Source organism: Clostridium frigidicarnis, from assembly GCF_900111985.1.
GTDB lineage: Bacteria > Bacillota > Clostridia > Clostridiales > Clostridiaceae > Clostridium_Z > Clostridium_Z frigidicarnis.
Map to the genome: position 1 here is coordinate 18,030 of NZ_FOKI01000019.1, position 23,268 is coordinate 41,297.

The 23,268-nt window shown below is 27.3% G+C and carries 20 protein-coding genes and 1 pseudogene; 12 read left to right on the forward strand and 9 right to left on the reverse strand.

Going from position 1 to position 23,268, the window contains the following annotated elements; all coding sequences use genetic code 11:
* Nucleotides 1-15: 15 nt before the first annotated feature.
* A pseudogene (locus BM119_RS11940) lies at nucleotides 16-648 on the forward strand (ribonuclease H-like domain-containing protein); the annotation flags it as partial.
* 245 nt (nucleotides 649-893) lie between these two features.
* Here BM119_RS11940 and BM119_RS11945 read toward each other — a convergent pair.
* Nucleotides 894-1,754: a ComEC/Rec2 family competence protein gene (locus BM119_RS11945; protein ID WP_090041820.1), complete on the reverse strand. Its 861-nt coding sequence runs from the start codon at nucleotides 1,752-1,754 to the stop codon at nucleotides 894-896.
* 261 nt (nucleotides 1,755-2,015) lie between these two features.
* Here BM119_RS11945 and BM119_RS11950 point away from each other — a divergent pair, with 261 nt between their 5' ends.
* Entirely contained in the window at nucleotides 2,016-2,729 is a 714-nt protein-coding gene (locus BM119_RS11950; protein WP_090041761.1) for a lysophospholipid acyltransferase family protein, read from the forward strand.
* 197 nt (nucleotides 2,730-2,926) lie between these two features.
* On the opposite strand, the gene BM119_RS11955 is transcribed toward BM119_RS11950, so the two are convergent.
* The 7 genes from BM119_RS11955 to BM119_RS11985 form a co-directional block, all read right to left on the reverse strand.
* Nucleotides 2,927-3,673 carry a putative ABC transporter permease gene (locus tag BM119_RS11955; RefSeq protein WP_177199409.1) on the reverse strand — a complete coding sequence of 249 codons (747 nt, stop codon included), beginning with the start codon at nucleotides 3,671-3,673 and terminating at the stop codon, nucleotides 2,927-2,929.
* Between the two features lie 90 nt (nucleotides 3,674-3,763).
* Nucleotides 3,764-3,970: a DUF378 domain-containing protein gene (locus tag BM119_RS11960; RefSeq protein ID WP_090041764.1), complete on the reverse strand. Its 207-nt coding sequence runs from the start codon at nucleotides 3,968-3,970 to the stop codon at nucleotides 3,764-3,766.
* Between the two features lie 69 nt (nucleotides 3,971-4,039).
* Entirely contained in the window at nucleotides 4,040-4,423 is a 384-nt protein-coding gene (gene panD / locus BM119_RS11965) for an aspartate 1-decarboxylase (RefSeq protein ID WP_090041765.1), read from the reverse strand.
* A gap of 5 nt (nucleotides 4,424-4,428) precedes the next feature.
* Nucleotides 4,429-5,286: a pantoate--beta-alanine ligase gene (gene panC, locus BM119_RS11970; RefSeq protein WP_090041767.1), complete on the reverse strand. Its 858-nt coding sequence runs from the start codon at nucleotides 5,284-5,286 to the stop codon at nucleotides 4,429-4,431.
* Between the two features lie 18 nt (nucleotides 5,287-5,304).
* Nucleotides 5,305-6,132 carry a 3-methyl-2-oxobutanoate hydroxymethyltransferase gene (panB, locus tag BM119_RS11975; RefSeq protein ID WP_090041769.1) on the reverse strand — a complete coding sequence of 276 codons (828 nt, stop codon included), beginning with the start codon at nucleotides 6,130-6,132 and terminating at the stop codon, nucleotides 5,305-5,307.
* A gap of 2 nt (nucleotides 6,133-6,134) precedes the next feature.
* Nucleotides 6,135-6,983, reverse strand: a complete 849-nt coding sequence (locus BM119_RS11980; RefSeq protein ID WP_242948424.1) for a Rossmann-like and DUF2520 domain-containing protein — start codon at nucleotides 6,981-6,983, stop codon at nucleotides 6,135-6,137.
* 258 nt (nucleotides 6,984-7,241) lie between these two features.
* Entirely contained in the window at nucleotides 7,242-7,709 is a 468-nt protein-coding gene (locus BM119_RS11985; RefSeq protein WP_090041770.1) for an Lrp/AsnC ligand binding domain-containing protein, read from the reverse strand.
* Between the two features lie 272 nt (nucleotides 7,710-7,981).
* Here BM119_RS11985 and BM119_RS11990 point away from each other — a divergent pair, with 272 nt between their 5' ends.
* Entirely contained in the window at nucleotides 7,982-8,344 is a 363-nt protein-coding gene (locus BM119_RS11990) for a hypothetical protein (RefSeq protein WP_090041772.1), read from the forward strand.
* 4 nt (nucleotides 8,345-8,348) lie between these two features.
* On the opposite strand, the gene BM119_RS11995 is transcribed toward BM119_RS11990, so the two are convergent.
* Nucleotides 8,349-9,347 (reverse strand): CehA/McbA family metallohydrolase, encoded by a 999-nt coding sequence (locus tag BM119_RS11995; protein WP_090041774.1) that lies wholly within the window; start codon nucleotides 9,345-9,347, stop codon nucleotides 8,349-8,351.
* Between the two features lie 426 nt (nucleotides 9,348-9,773).
* On the opposite strand from BM119_RS11995, the gene BM119_RS12000 reads away from it, so the two are divergent.
* From BM119_RS12000 to BM119_RS12035, 9 genes are all read left to right on the forward strand, one after another.
* Nucleotides 9,774-10,361 (forward strand): hypothetical protein, encoded by a 588-nt coding sequence (locus BM119_RS12000; protein ID WP_090041775.1) that lies wholly within the window; start codon nucleotides 9,774-9,776, stop codon nucleotides 10,359-10,361.
* 57 nt (nucleotides 10,362-10,418) lie between these two features.
* Nucleotides 10,419-10,718 carry a hypothetical protein gene (locus BM119_RS12005; RefSeq protein ID WP_090041777.1) on the forward strand — a complete coding sequence of 100 codons (300 nt, stop codon included), beginning with the start codon at nucleotides 10,419-10,421 and terminating at the stop codon, nucleotides 10,716-10,718.
* A 320-nt stretch (nucleotides 10,719-11,038) separates the two neighbouring features.
* A complete protein-coding gene (locus BM119_RS20435) occupies nucleotides 11,039-11,161 on the forward strand; it encodes a hypothetical protein (protein WP_278336797.1) in 123 nt (40 codons plus the stop codon).
* Between the two features lie 261 nt (nucleotides 11,162-11,422).
* Nucleotides 11,423-13,489 (forward strand): helix-turn-helix domain-containing protein, encoded by a 2,067-nt coding sequence (locus tag BM119_RS12010; RefSeq protein WP_090041778.1) that lies wholly within the window; start codon nucleotides 11,423-11,425, stop codon nucleotides 13,487-13,489.
* 423 nt (nucleotides 13,490-13,912) lie between these two features.
* On the forward strand, nucleotides 13,913-15,292 hold the full coding sequence (locus BM119_RS12015) for an MATE family efflux transporter (protein WP_090041780.1): 1,380 nt from the start codon (nucleotides 13,913-13,915) through the stop codon (nucleotides 15,290-15,292).
* 147 nt (nucleotides 15,293-15,439) lie between these two features.
* A complete protein-coding gene (locus BM119_RS12020) occupies nucleotides 15,440-17,944 on the forward strand; it encodes a sigma factor-like helix-turn-helix DNA-binding protein (protein ID WP_090041782.1) in 2,505 nt (834 codons plus the stop codon).
* A 603-nt stretch (nucleotides 17,945-18,547) separates the two neighbouring features.
* A complete protein-coding gene (locus BM119_RS12025; protein WP_090041783.1) occupies nucleotides 18,548-19,939 on the forward strand; it encodes a glycosyltransferase family 2 protein in 1,392 nt (463 codons plus the stop codon).
* Between the two features lie 326 nt (nucleotides 19,940-20,265).
* Nucleotides 20,266-21,315, forward strand: coding sequence for a tRNA 2-selenouridine(34) synthase MnmH (mnmH, locus tag BM119_RS12030; protein ID WP_090041785.1), 1,050 nt, complete (start codon nucleotides 20,266-20,268; stop codon nucleotides 21,313-21,315).
* Between the two features lies 1 nt (nucleotide 21,316).
* On the forward strand, nucleotides 21,317-23,254 hold the full coding sequence (locus BM119_RS12035) for a DNA gyrase/topoisomerase IV subunit B (RefSeq protein ID WP_090041787.1): 1,938 nt from the start codon (nucleotides 21,317-21,319) through the stop codon (nucleotides 23,252-23,254).
* The last annotated feature ends 14 nt before the right edge of the window (nucleotides 23,255-23,268 follow it).

Consider the following 23,268-nt stretch of genomic DNA (forward strand, 5'->3'; position numbering starts at 1 on the left):
AATGAGTGATTCATAATGATTATTAAAGAGAACATCATTGATGTAGACGAGGTGAATCTAGAAAATAGCTTAGAAATATATGAGGAAAAAGATTTATTCAAAAAATCATTATTTTTTGATTTAGAGCATTATGTATATAAAAAACCAGTGTGTATAGGTGTTTTTGGGTGTTGTTATTATGATGAGAAAACATCAACAATAAGAGTTACTCAGTACATGATTGAAAATAAAAAGGAAATAAAGAACATTTTAATAATGGCTAGGGACTATTTTGAGTATATGCATAGTGTTAATGACAAATCATATATAGTTACTTTTTCTGGAAATAATGATTTTCATGTAATTAATTATTTGTTTGAAAAATATAAAATAAAATTTAATTTCCAAGAATTTTTTGAGGAAATTGATCTACAGAAGATATACGAGAAAAAAGTTAAAGATAGCATAGGATTAAAGGCACTGGAAAAGAAGTTTAATATTATAAGAGAAGAAGATCAACTTATAAGCGGTTCTAATTTAGCTAAAACATTTAGTAAGATAGTTAAAGACAGAGATTATATTCATAGAATGCCACAAGAAAAAATAGAAAAAATATTAGTATATAATGAGCAAGATGTTGTAAATTTATTCCATATATATACTAATTGGGGATTGATGCAAGCTGAAGACAAGGACATAGATGACAAAGAATTAGAAGAGGATAATGTTTTAGAAAAAGATAGTATAGATATTGAAAATCAAATAGAAGACATTGTAGAGATAGACCACAAGGTAGATACGGATGAGGGTTTGGAAACAAAAGAGAATTTAAAATCAAATAATATTGTAGAGGATTTTCAATATGATATTGTTGAAAAAGAAGCAGCACAAGAATAAATGCTGCTTCTTTTTAATTATTTTTTAGTTATAGTTTTGCCATCACTAGATAAAACTATGGTTCCAAGTTCATCAGTTCTATAAAAAGTTATTTTTCTATTTTTCATTTTATCTATGGTTTCCTTGTGAGGATGACCATAATCATTTCCTTTTCCTAGTGAAGCAACAGCAATAGATGGATTAACTTTATCTAAAAATTCATTGCTTGATGAGGTTGAACTACCATGATGACCAAGCTTTATAACATCAGCTTTTACATCTATGTTTTTTTGAAGTATTTCTTTTTCAGAATCTTTTTCAGCATCACCTGTAAATAAGAAAGAATTATCACCACAAGTTACTTTAAGAACTGTAGAGTAATTGTTTAAATTATCATATTCAGACTTTACTGGAGCTAAGAAATCACCAATAATTTCATCGCCTAAATCTAAGGATTTAGTTTCATAGTTTGTTGCAATAATTTTTAGTTTTTTATTTTGTAATGCTTTTACCATGTTTTCATAGGTTTTAGTTGTATGAGTTTTTTTAGGTGCATAAAATTCTCCAATTTCAAAGGTGTTTATCACATCAGCCATACCTCCGATATGATCTTCGTGAGGGTGAGTTGCAATAACATAATCTAATTTCTTGATATTATTCTTTTTTAAATAATTAATTAAATCCTTTGAACTACTTCTTGGACCTGCATCTATAAGTAAGTTTTTATTCTTACTTTGTATTAAGATAGAATCACCTTGTCCAACATCAATATAATGAACTAGAAGTTTATCTTGAACTGTTTCTTTATTTGAGGTCTGAAGGTTAGGTACGTTACAACCAACAAAAATAAATGATAGCATTAAAATTAAGCCTAATAAACATTTAAAACTTTTTTTCATTTCGCTACAATCCTTTCTTTCTATATAATTAAAAATCATTCACTCCAATTTATCTACTAAAATAGAATGAATAATCATATAAAATGGCAAAAATAAATGGTTATATTAAAATCACTTAATATTTTAACATATAATATACTCATGTCCACTAAAAGTTTTTAGCTGCATTCAATGCTGTATATGAGGGAAATAAAATATGATATAATTTATAGTGTGTGATATAATTATAAAGATTTATTTTGAAAAGGAAGTGTTAAAGTAATGTTGAAAACAATATTATTTGCAATTTGTTATGTTTTTTATATGTTATTTTTAGAAATTAAGCACTTAAAATACATGATTGTTAAAAAAGTTAAGGGAGAGGAAGCTGCTGAAAGATACGTAAGAAAAGTTGCTTTAAAATGGGCAAAATTCACAATAAGAAGTGTAGGTATAGATTTAGAGGTAAGAGGTCAAGATAATTTAATTGATGAAGTGTGCCTTTTTGTATCAAATCATCAAAGTAATTTAGATATACCTACTACAATGGTAGCGACTAATAGAGTTATGGGCTTTATATCAAAAAAAGAATTGGAAAAAATACCAGTGTTATCAGGCTGGATGAAAAGAATTAATAGTGTCTTTATGGATAGGGAAAATATTAGAGAAGCTGTTAAATCTATAAATGAGGGTGTTGAAATATTAAGAAATGGCCATTCACTTGCTATATTTCCTGAAGGAACTAGAAGTAAGGGGGGGCCAGTGGGCGATTTTAAAAAGGGTAGTTTGAAATTAGCATTAAAATCACAAGTACCTATAATTCCAGTAACCATTGATGGAACATATAAGTCATTAGAAGAACATAATAGAATAAAAAAATCAAGAGTAGTAGTTACTATACATGAGCCTATATATGTAAAGGAATTACCTAAAGAGAAACAAAATACATTAGCTAATGATATAAGAGAAATTATAGCTAGTGGAATACAAAAATAATTAAAAAATGTAGTTATTGTAAATACTTTATTAAGTTTAAGGCACATTTAAAAAATAACAAGTCAGTATGCTAGTCTATTTTGTGTCATACTGCGTCAGTAATATTAGACCATAGCCTGTGCTATGAACTAATATCACTTCCTTGTTTGACACAAAATATACATGGCATCTTTGACTTGTTATTTTCTTTCATGTGCCTAATTGTTTATTATAGAATTTAATTTGCTTCTTATATCATTCATTAAATTGCTTAAACCTTTAAACTTCATAGTAGGGAATGCTTTAAATAATCTTATATGATTAGGTGTGAATTTATTTATAAGCAATACATAATTTTCTTTTAATGAAGTTATATTAGTATTTGAGATTCTATCTTTAAATTCCGTCATTCTATCAAAATAAAGTAATTCTATTTGACTTAATAGTTTAGTTAAATTAATTAATGCTTTTAAAGTAATAATCAAATCAATGAAAAAATATACAATGAGTATTAAAAAGAGATATTTTCTTATTGATATAGGAATAGAGTAGATTAAGGTTTCAATAATAGGGTGTATTAGAATAACCAATACAACAGATACTAATCCCCAAATTATAGAAAACAACAAACAGACACGACCTTTTATATTAAAAGCATCGTCAGTATAATCCCACCAAGTAGTTTTAAAAGTCTTTTCTAATATTACAGCTGTTAAGTATTCTATTAATGAAGTTAGTAGTGTACCAAGGATAAATAAAACAAATATGTTATCTTTAAAGTTATTTAATGAGCTAATTATAATTAAAGAACCAAATCCATATATAGGACAAAAAGGACCATTTAAAAATCCTCTGTTTACAAATTTTTTATGAGCATAAAATGCATAAATAACTTCTAAAATCCACCCTAAAAAGGAATATAATGTAAAAAACAGAATGAAATCATGAAAGTTTATTAAAAACAAGCTTATAGTCATTACCCCCTTAAAATTAATATATATATATTATAGACCTTTTAAAAAGAAAAAACCCTCGATTTTTGAGGGTTTTTCTTTTTACTCTACATCTTTATATCTTTCTTTTGCAAAGAATGATATGGAGTATAAGCCTGCTAGACCAACTAATGCATAAATTACTCTAGATACTGTTGATAGTGTTCCAAATAAGGCTGCAACTAAATCAAATCCAAAGAAACCTATTAGTCCCCAGTTTACAGCACCTATTATAACAAGTAATAAAGCCGTTACATCTAATGCTTTCATAAAATTCCTCTCCTTTATATTGGATTATGGAATTAGTATGTCATGTAAAAAGTATTTTTATTCACGGTATTACTTTATTTCACCATGTGTTTCATAATTTGTTATTTCTTTAATAGAATTATCATCATTAACAAAAATTACTTTGGGGTTAAATGTTTTTGCTTCATTTTCATTTAAAACACAATAGGACATAATTATTATTTTATCTCCACTTTGTACACATCTTGCAGCAGCACCGTTTAAGCATATTATATTACTTTTAGGTTCACCTGGTATTACATAAGTTTCTAATCTAGCACCGTTATTTATGTCTACTATTTGAACTTTTTCGTAAGAAAGTATATTAGAGGCTTTAAGAAGATCACTATCTATAGTTATACTACCTACATAATTTAAATTAGCTTCAGTAATTGTGGCACCATGTATTTTACTTTTTAGCATATGCAAATCCATAGGGTTTAAGCCTCCTTAATTTTAAAAGTCATATTATCAATTAATCGGGTTTCACCAATATAAACTGCTAATGCAACTAAGACATCATGGTTAATCAATTCTACTGGCATTAGATTATTAGTATCTACTATATCAATATAATCAATTTTAGAAGAGGAAACAGAATGTATTATAGCTTCCATTTCTTTTTTTATATTAGCAGTAATGAATTCACCAGTGCTAATTAAATCCTTACATTTTAATAGGGATTTATATAAAACTAAAGCATCCTGTCTTTCTGTATTACTAAGGTAGGAATTTCTTGAGCTTTTAGCTAGTAAATCATCTTCTCTAACTATAGGACAACCTATAATTTCTACAGGAAAATTTAATTCTTTAACCATTGTTTTTATTACAGTTAATTGTTGATAGTCTTTTTCTCCAAAATAAGCCCTTGTGGGAGAAATGATATTAAATAATTTAGATACTACAGTACAGACTCCTTGAAAATGACCAGGACGTTTAGCTCCACACAAAACCTCCGTAATATTATTAACGGTTACAAAGGTAGAGATAGAATTACTAGGATACATTTTTTTTGATGAAGGAGCAAATATAACATCCACACCTAAAGACTCACAAAATAAACTATCTTTTTCTAAATCCCTAGGATATGTTGATAAATCTTCAGTAGGTCCAAATTGTATAGGATTAACAAATATACTTACAACAACTTTATCATTGTTTTTTCTAGCTTGTTTAATTAAAGAGCCATGACCTTCATGTAAATATCCCATAGTAGGAACTAGACCTATGGAAAAATTTTTGTTTTTACAATTTAAAATATATTCTCTAACTTCTTCTATGCTTTTTAAAAGTTTCATTTTATAATTCCCCCAAATTTAATAAAGTTTAGTTAAAGCTTCTTCATCTATAGAGAAGCTATTGCTATCATTAGGAAATATCTGAGCGTTAACTTCATTTATATATTGTTTAAATGAAGATTTCATAATATCACCAACATTAGAATATGTTTTAACAAATTTTGGTTTGAAATTAGAGACCATGTTTAACATATCCTGATAAACTAAAATTTGGCCATCACAACTGTTTCCAGCACCTATTCCTATTGTAGGTATGGATAATTTCTCGGTAATAATTTTTGCAAGTTTAGAAGGTATGCATTCTAAGACTATAGCAAATGCACCTGCCTCCTCTAGTGATAATGCATCTTTTATTAATTGTTCGGCACATTCAGTGGTTTTACCTTGAACTTTAAATCCCCCAAAAACATTAATAGATTGAGGAGTTAAACCGATATGCCCCATGACTGGAATTTGTGAATTTACAATGGCTTTAACTTTATCTTTTACAATAGAGCCGCCCTCAAGTTTTATAGCATCAGCACCACCTTTTTGAATAAGTCTACCAGCATTTTTAATAGCATCATAAGTAGAGGTTTGATAAGACATAAAGGGCATATCAGCTACAAGTAATGAATTTGAAACACCACGCTTAACTGCTTTTGTATGGTGGAGCATATCATTCATAGTTACACTTAAAGTATTTTCATACCCTAAAGCAACCATACCAAGAGAGTCGCCTACAAGTATTCCATTTATACCACATTCATCAATAAGTTTTGCAGTACTAAAATCATAAGCCGTTAACATAGTAAGTCTCTGACTAGTATTTTTAGATAATTTAAAAGTTTCCACGGTATTTTTCAATGCTATCTCTCCAATACATTTAATAATTTTTGCAAATCTTCACTACTATAAGACCCCTTAATTTTATAGAGGTTTAAAGATAAATCTTTATAAAGGTTTACAAAATCTTTAGGGATTACATTCATATGCTTTTCTAAAGTAACAAAGTCTTTTCTATCTATTGGTCCAGTTAATGAATTTTTAAATCCATTTTTCTTTATGTTAGATAAATTGTTTTCAATTAGAGGAAGTAGTGCATAAAAACTTTGTTCTTCATCTAAATTAAATTCCTTAAAAAGACTACAGGAAATATTTAATAAAGATAACATTAAGTTAGATGCAAACACACAAGATAGATGATATAAAGGCTTATCATTTTTATTTATTAGTATTACTTTATTTCCAAGTTTAGAGAATAAGTCTTTTATATAATCTAAATATTTTGGTGAGCCCTCTAAAGATACAAAGGACTTGTTTAAATCTTTGTAGTTGTTATATTTTGTGGAAAAAGCATAGATTGGGTGTATAGAGTAGGGATAAGCACCTGATTTGTTTATATCTTTGAAAATTTGAGATGATAAGGAACCACTGGTATGGCATATTATTTTATCTTTTAAATTATAATTTTTAATTACATTCCAGACATTTGAAATTTCTTTATCTGGAGTAGTTATAAATATAAAGTTGCAGCTATTAATAAAATCATATAAATTGTCGTAAGGGGTACAGTCTACGAATTTACAAAACTCTATAGAAGAATTGAAATTTTTGCTGTATATGCTTTTAACATTTAAATTATTAATAGAGAAATATTTGCCTAAAGAAAAGGCAACTTTACCAGCTCCTATAAATCCTATATTTATGGTAATCACTCTCCTTGTGACATACCATGGTTCCCGTCTCATTCAATGATATGAGCGGAATATGTTTATTATAATACTAAATCAAGGTGCAGTTCCTAATAGGATACTACCCGCAAATATTTTATCATAAAAAACCGATAAAAAATATATACTATATAAAAAAACACAGTATATTCAAAAAATGCAAATAATTTTAACAAAGAATCAAAAAACAATAGAATTCTTTATTGAAAAAATATCCTCTTTCATATGAAAGAGGATATTTTTTTACAATTGAACGTTTCTATCTATAGGTTGAGATAGAGACACAAATGTATTTGTTCTTTGAATTCCATCAATTGTATTTATACTGTTCATTAATAAATCTTGAAGGTCAGATATGTTTTTGCATAATACTTTTGCAAAAACCGAGTAATCTCCAGTAGTATAATGAAGTTCTACAACTTCTTTAATACTTGACATTTGTTCGATTACCTTTGTATAAGAAGATGCTTTATCTATATATATACCAACAAAGCAACATACATCATAACCAAGTTTAGGCATGTCTAAAAGTATTTTAGTTCCTTTTATTATTCCTAAATCTTCCATCTTCTTCATTCTGACATGGATAGTTCCCCCGCTAACGTGACAGATTCTAGCTATCTCTAAATAAGGAGTTCTAGAATCTTTAATTAAAATATCTAGTATTTGTAAATCTAATTCATCCAATTGGGAAGTAGAAATAAAAGTCATAAAATCACCCCATGTTTATGTATTTTATTTAGCAACTATATTATAACAAAAAAACATAACAATTTATCAAAAAAATATAAAATTTTTTAGAAATTATATATTTAATAAATAAATAAAATTACAAAAACAAATATTTTCAATAATTTTACATAAATTTTCTGCTACTAATAAGTATAATAATACATAATGAATAAATTTTAAAATATACATTATTGAAATTTATGCTAATATGGCATAAGATATAATGGAAAGAAAATAAAGGGGTGAGCTCAATGCAAATATTTAAATCGTTTTTATTTATTTTAGTGTTTTCTATAGCTGTATTAGGAATATATAATTTACTAAAACATTTTGTGCTAAAAAAGATAAAAGTATCCAAATGGATAATCCTTGTTATTGGAATTATTGTATTTTTAATACCACCTATACCAGGGTTGCCAATAAGTGAAGGTACATTTAGTATTATAAAAAGTACAATATTTGTATTTTTATTTTTATGGTGGATTGACTTAATTACAGGGAATATGGATAACTATAAATCGAAGAAAAAGCAGCAAGTGAAAATTAAACCAAAAGCAAAGCCAAATAGAGTTAAAAATATGAATAAGTCAGATAAGTCATCTTCAAAGAAATAACCTCCTAATTTAGGAGGTTATTTCTTTCTATAAATATAGGTGAACTTATAGCAATTTTATTATTTTCTTGAAAAATTTTAATTACATACCATTTTTCATCATTATTAGGGATATGATTACATATATATTTTATTTTAGATAACTTAGGAAAAGAAATTTCTTTAATTACCTTTCCACCAACACTAAGAACTTGAAGTTTTTCTATGAGATTAGTATTGTCTTTAGCATGTATTTTAAAATTTAGTTTCCCCTTTTTATAATATAATATATCTCCCATGATAATTTTGTTGATTGAAAAATTTAATTTTAAAGAAGCTGATTCAGTAGAATAGGTTCGTCTATTTTTTAATGCATAATATATATTTTCCTCTGTTAATTCATTACATAATATAGCAGTTAGGTTTTCAGAATCTCCAAAATTCATCTTATGATTATCTTGGCTGTTTATGGCACCAACTTTCCAACCCATATCAAGAAATTTATAATATCTCTTTTCAAAACGTGTATATTTGTTCCCAGTACCATTACCTACTTCCATAAGATACACATAATTACTTAAATCCTCATTAAAACCTAGTGATTCCATCGCAGTATGAGGATGGTTAAAAGTTAATATACAAGGATTAGACATGAGCCAGAGAATTAAATTATCTAAATTTTTTATAGTCCCTTTAAAAAAATAGTATGAATTAATAATATTTATATCCCCCATATTTCCAAGTTTAGATTCAAATCCATATAACCCAACAAAGCTTTTATGTTTTTTATTATATTTTTCACAACATTTTATAAGATAAGACCACTTGCTTGTTTTTGAAGATGAAGATTTTATAGTTTCATCAAGGCAGTTATTGTGGTCTGTTATTATAAGAAAATCTAAACCACGTTTTTTAGCATAATCAAATATATCATTTGGTTTACCTTGACCAGTAGAAAGGGAACTATGGCAGTGAGGAATCCCATAATATATATTTAAGTTTTGAGAATTTGAAAAGTTACTCATAAAACACACCCTTAAAAATAGCTTATTATTTATATTATTTATATATGGTTAAAGTGTTAAAAATATCATAAAATTTTAAAGTTGTAGATAATTTTATTAAGTGATGAAACATATGGGATTTTAAGTTGAAAACTTTAATGAGTGAGACAAGTTGCGGATAAATCTTCTCAGGAAGATTTCAAAATTAAAAAAATGTAATTAAAGAAAATCTGTGATTTTTAACATCAATTTGTCACCTGTCACTTTTAACTTGTCACTAAAAAATGGTTTAGCCTTTTTTATAAGGTATATTAAAATATAAATTGAACCGATAAATGTTAATCCAAGACTGAAAATTGTGATGTATATAATAGAACTAAGCAAATAAATACTGTATAATAGAGAGTACAATTAAAGTTAAGGTTTTATTTCGGAGGGAAATTTATAATGGTAGTTTTTTTATATACTGGATTTATAGTAGCAAGTGTTTTTATGTTTTTTTTATTTCATAAGCAAAGTAAAAAGGTCAAAAAAATTAAAGATAATCCTAAAAATATAAGTAAAATGTTACTTAAATTTGCATTAATTGATTTACTTATGGGGATATTTATTATGGCGTTTATTTCATATCTAATACCATTAACAATATGGTTAGTTGGAGAAAAAGCAGTTATGCCAACAGAAATGATAACAATGGAAAAAAGTTTAGCACCGTTAAGTAAGGATATATATATGAAAATAGAAGAAACAGATGGAGGGGAACTATATACTATAAATTTAGGTACTATAGATAATGCAGATGAAAAAGTTATAAGCAAATCTAGAGTATCTATCGAAGAAGTTAAAAAGCCCTCAATGGCTCAATATAGAGAAGCATTTGTTTATGATTTTAAAAGGCTTAAAAGAGAAAATTTCATTACAAAGCAGGTAAATGATATATTTGCAAATATAAATTTGCAAAGTAAGGACGGTACGTTTATAGAAAAAAAAGTAACTATTGCGCTTCCAAGAGGGTATAAAACAGAGAAAGAGTAACTTACATTGCACCTAATAATATATTAATAGTAGATGCTATTAAAGAGGGTGTAATACATGAAAAGGATAAATTTTAGAAAAAACAATAAATTAAGAAGAAAGGTAATTTCAACTATAGCAATAGTAATTATATGTGTTTTACCTGCGTTAAGTTCTTCTTTAATATATGGGAAAATTGGTCAAGAGTATAAAGTTCAAGAAGCTATTAAAGGACTTTATATGGAAGGAAAAAAGTTATCAATGGGTATAAACAATATTTTTAGCGATATTGATAAAGAAATAGGAATAGTATGTCAAGGAAATGATATTAATAATTTAGAAAAAGATAGCTTAGAAAGAATGTTAGGATATATATAAAATGTAAGAGGAGATGTAGTTATAGACATTACTGTAATAGATAATAAATATAATTATATATATGGATATAATTTTAAGCGGCAAGAGCTTTCAAATAAAGAAGAAATAAAAATTGCATTAGCTGGGAAAGTAGGAATATCAGATGTCTAGTTTACGTCATATGTACCATCCTACGAAATTGCAAAGCCTATATTTGACGATAGGGGTGATGTAAAGGCAGTAATATTAGTTGAAGTAAGTGTGCAACCATTAAATGATATACTTAAAGAGGCAAAATTAATGGATGAATCAACAGAAGCGTATATTGTAAATAAAGATGTGTGTTTATAACAGAGTCAAGATTTGATCCAGATGCTGTAGGAAAGACTAAAATTGATTTAAAGAAAATTAAACTAAACATTGATTATTCGAAAGATGTAACCTATAAGGACTATGGGGGTTGATGTATATGGAACTTATTTTGATATACCTAGTAATAATTGGACGATGATATTTGAAAGAGATGCATCTAAAACTAAGTTAGATAATTTGAATTTGGTAAAAATAGGGTAATATTTTGCTCTAATACAGGCCATAGCAATTACAGTATTTCAAAAAGTTTTTCCTCAAATGGGTAAAATAAAAGAGGAAGTAGAGACTATTAATAAATTAATAGATGATATAAGTGCTGAAAATGATAAAGAAAAATAATAAGGGGAGATTCAATGAGAAGAGAATATGTAGCTTATGATGAAAATTTACCTATAAGAATTCAGCTAGTAAATATAAGAGAATATCCTATTCATTGGCATCAATCTATAGAAATTCTTATGGTATTAAAGGGAAGTATTAATGTAACTATAGAATCAGGAGATTATAAAGTAAACGAAAAAGAAATGGAAATAATAAATTTAGAAGAGGCCCATAGAATTTATTCAGATGAAGATAATCTAGTGGTAATGTTTCATATGGATCCGAGTTTTTTTCAAAAGTATTATGATGATATAAATAATATGTTCTTCTATGCCGAAACATCCATTGAAGAAGGTGGTCAGTTAGATGAAAAGTATGATGTATTAAGAAAATATCTGGCTGTATTGTTATGTGAGGTAGTACAAAAAGGCGAAGACTATGATGAATATATAGAGGAAACATTAATTGAGTTACTCTATCATCTTATAAATAATTTTCATTATCTAATATATGAAAAGGAAGAATTAAAAGGTAATGAAGAGCAACTTGAAAGATATCATAGAATAGTAAAATATATATACAATAACTATAACAATAAGATTTCACTTCAGGATATAGCCAATAAAGAGTTTTTAAGCACACAGTATTTATCCCATGAAATTAAGAATACAATGGGATTAAGTTTTAAGGATTTTGTGAATTTAACTAGAGTTGACGAAGCTATAAAGTTATTATTAGATACAGATATGAATATTTCAGAAATATCAGAAGAAATAGGATTTTCGCATACAAGATATTTTAATAAGCATTTCAAAAAACATTATAAACTTACCCCTATGCAATATAGAAAAAAATATAAAATAGATGATGATAAATTAGAAAAAATAAAAAAGGTTACATCATATGATTTAAATGATGTTTTAGAATATTTAACTCCTTATTTAGAGGATTATGATAGATATAATTATGAAGAAAGAATTATAAAAATAGATGTGGATGTTTCAAAAACAATAGGAGAATTTGTTCATGATTATAAAGAAAGTATATATATGCCAGAAGCTCATCATATGCTTGAAGAAGAAGTTATAAATGCATTAAAGGTAGTTCAAGATGAAATTGAGTTTAAATATGGCAAGGTTAGAGGAATATTTTCTAGATCAATGGGAGTTTTTAATGAAGGGGTAATAAATTTAAAGAGAGTAAAAAAGGTAATAGATTTAATACTGAATTCAGATTTACAGCCTAATATAATTTTTGAAGAAGAAGATTTTAATCTAGAAAGATATGAAGAAGTAGTAAATTACTTTATTAGTTATTTTATAGAAGAGTATGGTAAATATCATGTAGGGAAATGGATATATACTATTGACAGTAAGTTAGATAAAGACGTTAAGGAAATGCTTTATCTTATATTAGAAGAAAAGTATGGTTTTGAAGTTGAAGAGGATGAAATAGATTGTGATGAGGATATAAATGGAACATATGATACAGCATATATGGTTCCTTATATAATTCATCAAGTAGTAAACAATAAAGGATATGAAAATATAAAAGTTATAGACGAGTTAGAGAAAGTACAAAAAGCAAATAATGAAATATTTTTTGGCGATAATGGACTTATGAATTGGGAAGGTCTTAAGAAACCATCCTATTATGCTTATTACTTTTTAAGTAGGCTTGGAAACAATTTAATTGATGAGGGTGATGGATATATAGTTACTTCTAGTGGAGAGGATATTCAAATACTTCTTTATACATACAGTGATGATATGGATAAAATAATGGAAGTAACTAATATAAATAAACTAAGAGGTATTAGAAATGCAACTGAGAGAAATATATCTTTAAATATAAAAAACTTATGGAGAAATTATAGAGTAACTAAATATGAAACTCATGAAAAAATAAATAGTTGTTATAATCAGTGGCTTACAATGGGAAGTCCTAAATTTTTGGATGATGATGAAATAGAAATATTAAAACTATCATCAATGCCTATAGTTACTTTAAGTTATGGAAAGAAAACAAGCATACATCATATAAATGCCAAAATTAAAGGTTATGGTGCAGTGCTTATATCATTTAAAGCAATAAAGTAGTAAAAAAATAGATAAAAAGTACAAAACACCTTAATTTAAGGTGTTTTTTTGTTTTATGGAATAAAATAGTTTTAAGTAAAGTCCTCAAAAATGTACTTTTAAATCAGTAAGTAAGTGAATGAATTAATGTATATATATGGTTTATAATTAAATTAGGTTGAAACACATCAACTTAAAGAAAATTAATAATTAAGTTTAAATCTTTATTGGTATAACTTAATAATAAATAAAATTTATTATTTTAAAGACAACCTATAGGGGTCATAGCAAAATTTATATTCATCGTTATAGAATGAATCTTCATTCAGGTGGTGTTACAGGTAGTAGCAATAAGATGAAATATAGATTTACAGACAATAGCTATGAAAAGCTTTTTAATATATATAATTTTCAATAAATAGTTAATTAGTGAGAGGGGATAGCATGGGTGTAGACGGTAGTATATTCACAGAAGGTAAAGTAGGTAAGGTATTGTTAAAATTTGCAATTCCGGCAATAATTTCATTATTGGTGGCGGAACTTTATAATATGGTTGATACATTCTTTGTTGGAAGATATGTAGGACCTAGTGCAATCGGAGCGTTAACCATAGCATTTCCAATTCAGAGATTGCTTTCATCTATAGGACTTTTAATATCGGTAGGTATGTCAACTATGGTTGCAAGGTATTTAGGAGAGAAAAACTTTGATGGCTTAAAGAAAGCTATAACAAGTGCTCTTACATTAACCATGGTTATATTAGTAGTAGTACCTTTATTCATATATGTGTTTTTGCATGGAATATTACTAGCAATGGGAGCTAGTGAATTAATTTATCCTCTAGCCAAAGAGTACATTTCTATAATTCTTATCGGTGGTTTTTTCCAATGTATGACATTTGTTATGTGCTATGCTATGAATGCTTTGGGTAACACAAAGATAACTTTATATGCCACGTCATTAGGAGCTATACTTAATGTGATAATTGATGCAGCACTAGTAATAGGAATGGGCATGGGAGTTAAAGGTGCAGCTATAGCCACAGTAGTATCTCAATTTTTAAGTTTTACATTTGCTTATTATAAATTTAGATCAATTAAGAAGTCTTTAAATTTAGAGTTTAAATTTACGTTTTATGGAGACGTGATAAAAACAATTGCAACAGTTGGATTTTCAACATTTATTATTGAAATATCAGATGCTATAGTAGCAGTTTTATTAAATAACTTATTAGTAGAAACAGGTGGAGACTCTGCTATAATTATAGTTGGAGCTATAACAAGAGTATCTATGTTTATGTATATAAATATAATAGGAATATCATCAGCTATGCAACCTATAGTAGCATACAATTATGGAGCTAAAAACTATGAAAGGGTTAAAGAAACTATAAGGAAAACAATAAAGGCTGTAAGCATATCATCTATTGTTTTATGGTCAACTATGATGATATTTGCAAAACCTTTAATAGGGAGTTTCTTGAAAGATGATATTATTTTAAAACAAGCAGTATTTGCACTTAGGATAGTAATAAGTGTATTCCCAATTATAGCTATATACTATATATCTATATATGTATATCAATCAATAGGAGAGGCAAAAGTTAGTTTTTTACTTTCAATATATAGGCAATTAGTATTATTTATACCTTTGGTGATTTTATCAGTTAATATATGGGGTGTAATGGGAGCGTGGATTACTTATCCTATAGTTGATATAATTGCAGCAATAACAGGCGTTATATATGTTAAGAAAGTAATGAATGAAATTGAAGAAGAACAAATCCAAAACTTAAAGGGATTACCAGGAACTGTGAAAATTTAACGTTATTATAAGGAGATTTAACTTAGTTGAATCTCCTTTTCTTATATAGATTTGAATACTTAGAAAATTTGAAACTTTATTAATTGACATACAATATATTAAAATGTTATAACATAATTGAGGATTAAATTTTAAGGAGAATAATCTATGATTAAGAGTATTGATAAAACCAAGAAAACCTGTTTTAAAGGGGAATTGATAAGCAATATTTTTTATGAAAATTCTTTTAAACTATTTAAAGAGTTTTGCAAAGACAATGGTTTTGAATATGATTACCAATTAAAAAAATTTGATTTTAATTTATTAAAAGAAGAAAAAGGGTTTGGTCCTCTTAAAATTAACACAATTATAGAAAGATGGAATGAATATACCAATAGAAAAAAGAAGATCAATAAAGAAAGTATTTTTAATGAAGAAGTTAATATACATGAGGATTATACCAATATGAATATTAATAAATTAAAAGGACTATTTGTTGAGCAAAGAATAATAGAGTATTTCATAGAAAATAAAATAGATACTATAGGAGAAATAACTCCAGTTGCATTAAAGAACATAAGCACAATTCCTAATGTAGGCAAGTCAAAGGTACTAAAGTTTGAAAGTAACCTGAAATTGTTACAATATCCAAAAGAAGAATTAAGTATAAAGCTATTAGCAATAATAAAAAAGGATGAAAATTATAAGATATATAAGATGAGAGCTGTTAAGGATATAACTCTTCAAAGCATAGCAGATGAAAATGGAATAAGTAGAGAAAGAGTAAGACAGCTGGAAAATAGGGTACAGAAAAAGTTCAATGGCTATTTTAGTTTGTTCTTTAATTATATGAAGGAGATTATAGGGAAAAACAAGATATTTGATTATAGGCATATAAAAAGGTTTATCAAGAACAAAGAAGATGCATTGGTGTTAAGATATGCACTAATAAACGGTGCATGTGATATGGTACAATATTTCCAGGAAATAAATAAATTTATTATAGATGAAAGAACTAAGGACATAAAGATAAAACTTGCTTTAATAGAAGAAGAAGTAGGGGAAATTTTCAATTACTATGATTCATTGTATGTAGTAGAACAGATGCTTAAGGATTATGAGTTAGGGTTCTTAGATTATGAGGATTTTATAACATATCTTTATTCTAGGGGATATAAAAGTCATAATGATTATCTTTGGAAAGGATCTATGAAACTATCAAAATGTTATGGAGTAATAGTTAAAGAATATTTTAAGGATGGAATAAAATTAAGTGATGAAAAGAATATAGAACGTGTAACAGCCATTTTTAAAAGAAAATTTGGGAGAGAAGATTTTTGTGACAATATACGTGCTATATCAGCCAGAATAGAGAGTGAAAATGTATTGTGTGATAGAGGGACTTATATAAGTCCGGAATATATAAGAATACCTAAATGGTTGTTGAAAGAAATTAAAAATTATATTTTAGACTCTAAAGAGGATACATTACTTATATCAGATATATTTTATGTATTTGAAGATAAACTTAGAAAAAGCGGCAATGTGACAAATAGATATTTTCTTCATGGAGTATTGAAGTATTATTATAAAGAAGAGTTTGTGTTTACCAAAGATAGTATAAGTAAGGGAGAACATGATATAATAAGTTCCCATAAAATATTTGAAAAATTCTTAGAGGAGAAAAAGAGGCCTGTATCTAAAAAGGAAATAAGAAAGATTTATCCAGGGTGGACTGAATCAATGTTTAATAATGCAGTAGCCTTAAATAAAAATATAATATATTGGGATAATGGTTACTTTATTAATAGTGATATATTGAAAATTGATTATAAAGACAAAGATAAATTAGAAGAATTATTAATAGAATCATTTAGAGAAAATAACAATTATACCAATGCTAATGTGTTTTATGATAAGTGTACTAGTGATTTTCCAGAATTTATAGAAAAAAATAGTATAAAAAATTCTTTTAATATATACTCTATATTAGAATATATATTTGGAGATAAATATTATTTTAGAAGACCTCATATATTGTTGGATGAACAAAAAAATCAGTTTACTACATTAGATCTATTTTATGAATTATTTAATAAACAACAAGTTATAAGTTATGAGGAATTTTCTCAACACTTTATTAAATTAAAATTCACAGAAAGAACAATATATAATGCATTTCATAGGGTATTAGATGAGTTAATTGAATTAGATGATGACAGATATATGCAAAAAAAGAATTTTAATTTATCAAAAGATATTTTAGGAAAAATAAAAAAAGGACTAGATCTTATGATGGATGATAGGGGATATTATCCACTAAAGACTGTGCAAGATTTTACATTTTTACCTGATGTAAAATTTAAATGGAATCAGTATCTATTAAGTTCTATAGTAGAAAATTATATACAAGAATATAAAATAATAGAAAAAAACATTAAAGATAGAAGATATAAATGTTCAATACTTGTACCTAATGATGGTAAATTTAATTCAATAAAGGATATAATTTTGTATATATTAAAAAATGAATACTCTGGAAAAATGAATATTTTGGATATTCAAGAATATTTAAGAGATAGGGGAGTAATCCTAAAAGGTATTCCAAAGGAAGTTTTTAAATGTACTGATTTTATTGTAAATGATGACGGACAAGTGATTATAGACAAGTAACAAGAGGATGTTCCTTATAATAATCATCGCATATTATTCGATGATTATTATAAATTAAAAATATAAATTTGATGAAATAAAATGCTTGGTAATCAATAAAGTGAGTTTAATTGATTATTAAGCATTTTTTTATACTTTATTGAATTTCAAATGGTAAAGTTTAATAAAATTTCAGTGTGAATTTTTATTAAACAATAATTGTATGTAAACGTCAATTTCTTTAATTTTGTTATGATTAATAACTATGGTTTTATTATAGTTTCTTATGGGTGATAGCCTATGGAAATAACTATTATTATTTTACAATTGGTCAAATTAGGATAAACTACAAAAACATTTTTTGAATTTGTAGTTGCCTCATTTCGGTTAATATTATATCATTAGAGAGAACATTAAAATAGTGAAAAAAGAAAATAGCGGAAAAATTTTGAAATTTAAAAGTGGCCAAAACTATAAGTGATAAGTTTGAAAATTGAGAAAATACTTAATATTGACAAAATATCATTGGTAATGATTTTTTGTGGTATACTAGATAAGAATTTTGCGAGAATAAAAGATATTATATTAATTATAAAAGTTAATAATAGTTTGAGGGAGGATATCATGGGAGATTATATATTCACAATAACTGCTGTTTTTCAGATTTTTGTATTTTTAATTTCTTCCTATTATGCCATACTTTCATTATTTGGGCTATATAGAAAAAAAGACAAGAAGGAATTTGAACCACAGAAGTCTTTTGCATTAATAGTTGCAGCTCATAATGAAGAGGTTGTTATAGGAAAAATTGTAGAAAGTCTTATGGATTTAGATTATCCAAGACATTTATTTGATATATTTGTCATAGCGGATAATTGTAATGATAATACTGCAAAAATAGCGAGACAACATGGAGCTAAGGTTTTTGAAAGATTTAATAAAGATAAAAGAGGAAAAGGCTATGCTCTTGAGTGGATGTTTGATAAAATATTCAAAATGGAAAAAAGTTATGATGCAGTAAGTGTATTTGATGCAGATAATCTTGTATCTAAAAATTTCTTAAAAGAGATGAATAACCAAATGTGTGAAGGATATAAAGTTGTACAAGGATATCTAGATAGTAAAAATCCAGATGATTCATGGATAACCCAATCATATTCAGTAGCGTTTTGGTCAACTAATAGATTGTTCCAATTAGCAAGAAAGAATCTTGGACTGTCCAACCAAATCGGAGGTACAGGATTTGTTGTTAATACAGATATATTAAGAAAATTAGGTTGGGGAGCAACATGTCTAACTGAAGACTTAGAGTTTAGCTGTAAGTTAATTTTAAACGGGGAAAAAGTTGGGTGGGCTCATGATGCTATAGTATACGATGAGAAACCTTTAACATTAAAAGATTCATGGAAGCAAAGAAAAAGATGGATGCAGGGTTTTGCAGATGTTGCATCTAGATTTTGGGTGAAACTTTTAAAAAAAGGTATAAAGGATAGAGATATTGTAGCTATAGATTGTGCTTTTTATATAGCACAGCCGTTTGTATTATTACTATTAACTGTGGCTGGTATTCTTACATTTATACAAATAAACACGAGTGGGGTAAACATATTTATTGTAAATTATCTTTTGGATGAGCCTTTATTTTGGAAGTCTTTCTCAGTGTTCCAGTTTTTATTAACACCGTTTGTTCTGTTAATAGAAAGAAAGTTTTCAAAAAAGCTTTTTGCTATGTTAGCATTATATTCAACTAATGTATTTGCAATGAAATACTTAATAGGCTCAAAACCTACATTGTTAGCAGCTGGTGAAGCTCAAGTTGCATTTGTAGTTGTGTTTTTAATCTTAACTTATGTATTCTTTGGAAAAGCACAATTTAAGAGATTCTTTTGGTATCTTTTATATGGCTTATATACTTTAACTTGGATACCAATAACAATACAAGGTATAAAAGATAAAGATAAGAAGGAATGGAGTCATACAAAACACGTAAGGCAAATAGGAATATATGATGTATAACCAGTGATTTCACTGGTTATTTTTTTAATAATTAACTATAAATAGAGAACGTAAGTTTGACATATTTTTATCTTCACATTATACTATTATCTTGTAATAAACCGTTAGAAAACCATAAAGTTTACTAGCGGATTTTTTAAATCTTTATGGAATGAATCTTTATTAAGGTAGGGGATATCAGATAAGTGCAAGTAGCATTTGTTATAGGTTCTAATAAGGATTAATTTTAAATAATAGTGTTGAAACTTTTAAGATAAGAATAAAAGAAAAAACTAAAACAATTAATATGATAATTTAAAATAAAGAAACAAAGGTTTGGTGGATTTATGTTTAAAGTAATTGAATATGATGAGGTACTAGAGAAGTTAGATGATTATGTATTGATAGATGTAAGAACTCCTAAGGAATTTAATGAATCTACGATTCCAGGAGCCATAAATATACCTCTTTTTACTGATGAAGAAAGATGTGAAATCGGAACTGTGTATACTCATGAGAGTATAGAGAAAGCTAAGAAAATGGGGATAGAAGCCGTAGCAAAAAAATTACCACAAATATATGAAAAAATAACTGCTTTATACAAGAATCATAGGAATTTGGTGTTCTTTTGTGCAAGAGGTGGTATGAGAAGTGCAAGTATAACAGCTCTTATGAATTCTTTGAGTATAGGATCATATAGAATAAGAGGTGGATATAAGGGCTATAGAGAATTTATAAATAGGGAATTAAAAAAACAACATGAAAATTTAAAATATATAGTTATACATGGAAAAACAGGATGTGGAAAAACAGAAATATTGAAGAAACTTAATGATAGAGGATATGACATGGTGGATCTAGAAGGTGCAGCTAATCATAGAGGATCGCTTTTAGGAAGCGTTGGTCTTGGAAGTTGCAGAAGCCAGAAAATGTTTGAGTCTTTAGTATATAATGACCTTAATGAAAGAAAAACTAAATATGTATTTATTGAAGGAGAAAGTAAAAGAATAGGAAATGTACTAATTCCTAATTATATATTTGACTCTATGAAAGATGGGTATCATATTTATGTTGAGGATAATATTGATAATAGAGGAAAGTTCCTAGTTGAGGAATATACTAAAAGTGAAAATGCAAAAGAAGAAATTTTATTGGCTTTAGAGAGAATGGAAAAATATATGGGGAATAAGAAGAAACAAAAATATGTAGAACTTGTTAATGATGAAAAGTATTATGAAGTATGCAAGGAACTTATGGTAGACTATTATGATCCGATGTATGTAAATTCAATGAAAAAACATGAATTTGATGAAAAAATATATATAAACGGAATTGATGATGGTGTCAATAAATTAATTAAGTGGCATGAAGATAATATATTAAGCTTGGAGGAGTAAAATGGGAGAGATAAATAAAAATTCTTATGATGTAACAGATCTTACATCACTTGAGAAGCTTGAACCAGTTAGAATAAGACCAGGTATGTATATAGGCTCTACAGGAAGCAAGGGCTTACACCATTGCATATGGGAAATATTAGATAATGCTATTGATGAAGTATCAAATGGATATGGGGATAAGGCTACAATTATACTCAATAAAGATAAAAGTTTAACTGTTATAGATAATGGTAGAGGAATACCTACTGGGCTACATCCTATCAAAAAGAAGTCTGGCGTAGAAATGGTATATACAGAACTACATACAGGAGGAAAGTTTAATAATAAGAACTATAAAACCTCAGGTGGACTTCATGGGGTTGGAGCTGCTGTTGTTAATGCGCTTTCAAAATGGTTAGAGGTAGAGGTATATCAAAATAAAAAAATTCATAAGCAAAGATTTGAATATGCATATGATAAGCAATTAAAAAGAGATATGCCAGGTACTCCAGTAACAAAGTTACAGGTAATAGGGGATTCTAATGCCACAGGTACTAAGGTAACTTTCTTACCGGATAAGGAAATCTTTTCTACTATAGATTTTAAGTTTGATGTTATAGATGAAAGACTTCAAGAACTTGCATTTCAAAATAAGGGTATGAAGCTTGAACTTATAGATAGAAGAAAAGAAGAAGAAGTTAAAAAAGAGTATTTGTCAGAAAGAGGACTACTAGATTTTATTGATTACTTAAATGAAAGTAAAACACCTATTCATGCTACACCTATTATATTTGAAGGTGAAAAAGAAGTTAATGGAATTAGTATGTATGGAGAGGTTTGTATTCAATTTACAGATTCAACTACGGATTATATAGCTAGCTATGTAAACAACATACCAACAACTGAAGCAGGTACTCATGAAACAGGTTTTAAAACTGGAATGACTAGAGCTTTTAAAGATTGGGCAAGAAAACTTAATCTTATAAAAGAGAAGGATAAAGAATTTGAGGGAGATGATCTTAGAGAAGGTCTTACTGCAATTGTAAGGATAAAAGTATCAAATCCTATGTTTGAGGGACAAACAAAAACTAAATTAGGTAATAATGAAGCTTACACTATGATGAATGAAATCACATTTACTAAGTTAGGTGAGTGGATAGAAGATAATAAAGAGGTTGCTACATTAATTATAAATAATGCTTTGGATGCAGCAGCAAGAAGAGAAAAAATTAAAAAGATAAATGAAGCTGAGAAGAAAAAAATAGGAAAAGGTACAGCACCTCTTGCTGGAAAAGTAGCAGTTTGTACAATGAAGGACAAAAGTGTTAATGAATTTATAGTTGTTGAGGGAGACTCAGCAGGTGGTAGTGCAAAACAAGCAAGAGATAGAAGATTTCAGACTATAATGCCATCAAAAGGTAAAATTATGAATACAGAAAAACAAAAACTTGAGAATGTACTGGCTTCAGAGGAACTTAAAATCTTTAACACAGCTGTAGGAACTGGTACCTTGGATAATTATAAAGAAGAAGATTTAAAATATGATAAAATAATAATAATGTCAGATGCAGATGTTGATGGATACCATATTAGAACATTATGGATGACATATATTTATAGATACATGAAACCTTTAATAACCAATGGACATCTTTATTTAGCTCAGCCACCTTTATATAAGGTATATAAAGGACAGAGGCTAATGTATGCCTATACAGAAGAGGAATTAGAGGGAGCTAAGAAAAAAATTGGAAAGGGATGTTTTATACAAAGATATAAAGGTCTTGGGGAGATGAATCCAGATCAGCTTTGGGAAACAACCTTAAATCCAGAAACAAGAACTCTTCATAGAGTAACAATTGAAGATGCTTCAAAATCAGAAAAGATGGTTTCTTTGTTAATGGGAGATATCGTAGAACCAAGAAGAAATTATATGTATAAATACGGAGAATTTTAAGGGGATTTTTGTCC

Coding starts and splice junctions, on each gene's coding strand:
- BM119_RS11945 (WP_090041820.1), bottom strand. CDS start 1,754: ATGAAAAAAAGTTTTAAATGTTTATTAGGCTTAATTTTAATGCTATCA.
- BM119_RS11950 (WP_090041761.1), top strand. CDS start 2,016: ATGTTGAAAACAATATTATTTGCAATTTGTTATGTTTTTTATATGTTA.
- BM119_RS11960 (WP_090041764.1), bottom strand. CDS start 3,970: ATGAAAGCATTAGATGTAACGGCTTTATTACTTGTTATAATAGGTGCT.
- panD (WP_090041765.1), bottom strand. CDS start 4,423: ATGGATTTGCATATGCTAAAAAGTAAAATACATGGTGCCACAATTACT.
- panC (WP_090041767.1), bottom strand. CDS start 5,286: ATGAAACTTTTAAAAAGCATAGAAGAAGTTAGAGAATATATTTTAAAT.
- BM119_RS11985 (WP_090041770.1), bottom strand. CDS start 7,709: ATGACTTTTATTTCTACTTCCCAATTGGATGAATTAGATTTACAAATA.
- BM119_RS11990 (WP_090041772.1), top strand. CDS start 7,982: ATGCAAATATTTAAATCGTTTTTATTTATTTTAGTGTTTTCTATAGCT.
- BM119_RS11995 (WP_090041774.1), bottom strand. CDS start 9,347: ATGAGTAACTTTTCAAATTCTCAAAACTTAAATATATATTATGGGATT.
- BM119_RS12000 (WP_090041775.1), top strand. CDS start 9,774: ATGGTAGTTTTTTTATATACTGGATTTATAGTAGCAAGTGTTTTTATG.
- BM119_RS12005 (WP_090041777.1), top strand. CDS start 10,419: ATGAAAAGGATAAATTTTAGAAAAAACAATAAATTAAGAAGAAAGGTA.
- BM119_RS12010 (WP_090041778.1), top strand. CDS start 11,423: ATGAGAAGAGAATATGTAGCTTATGATGAAAATTTACCTATAAGAATT.
- BM119_RS12015 (WP_090041780.1), top strand. CDS start 13,913: ATGGGTGTAGACGGTAGTATATTCACAGAAGGTAAAGTAGGTAAGGTA.
- BM119_RS12020 (WP_090041782.1), top strand. CDS start 15,440: ATGATTAAGAGTATTGATAAAACCAAGAAAACCTGTTTTAAAGGGGAA.
- BM119_RS12025 (WP_090041783.1), top strand. CDS start 18,548: ATGGGAGATTATATATTCACAATAACTGCTGTTTTTCAGATTTTTGTA.
- mnmH (WP_090041785.1), top strand. CDS start 20,266: ATGTTTAAAGTAATTGAATATGATGAGGTACTAGAGAAGTTAGATGAT.
- BM119_RS12035 (WP_090041787.1), top strand. CDS start 21,317: ATGGGAGAGATAAATAAAAATTCTTATGATGTAACAGATCTTACATCA.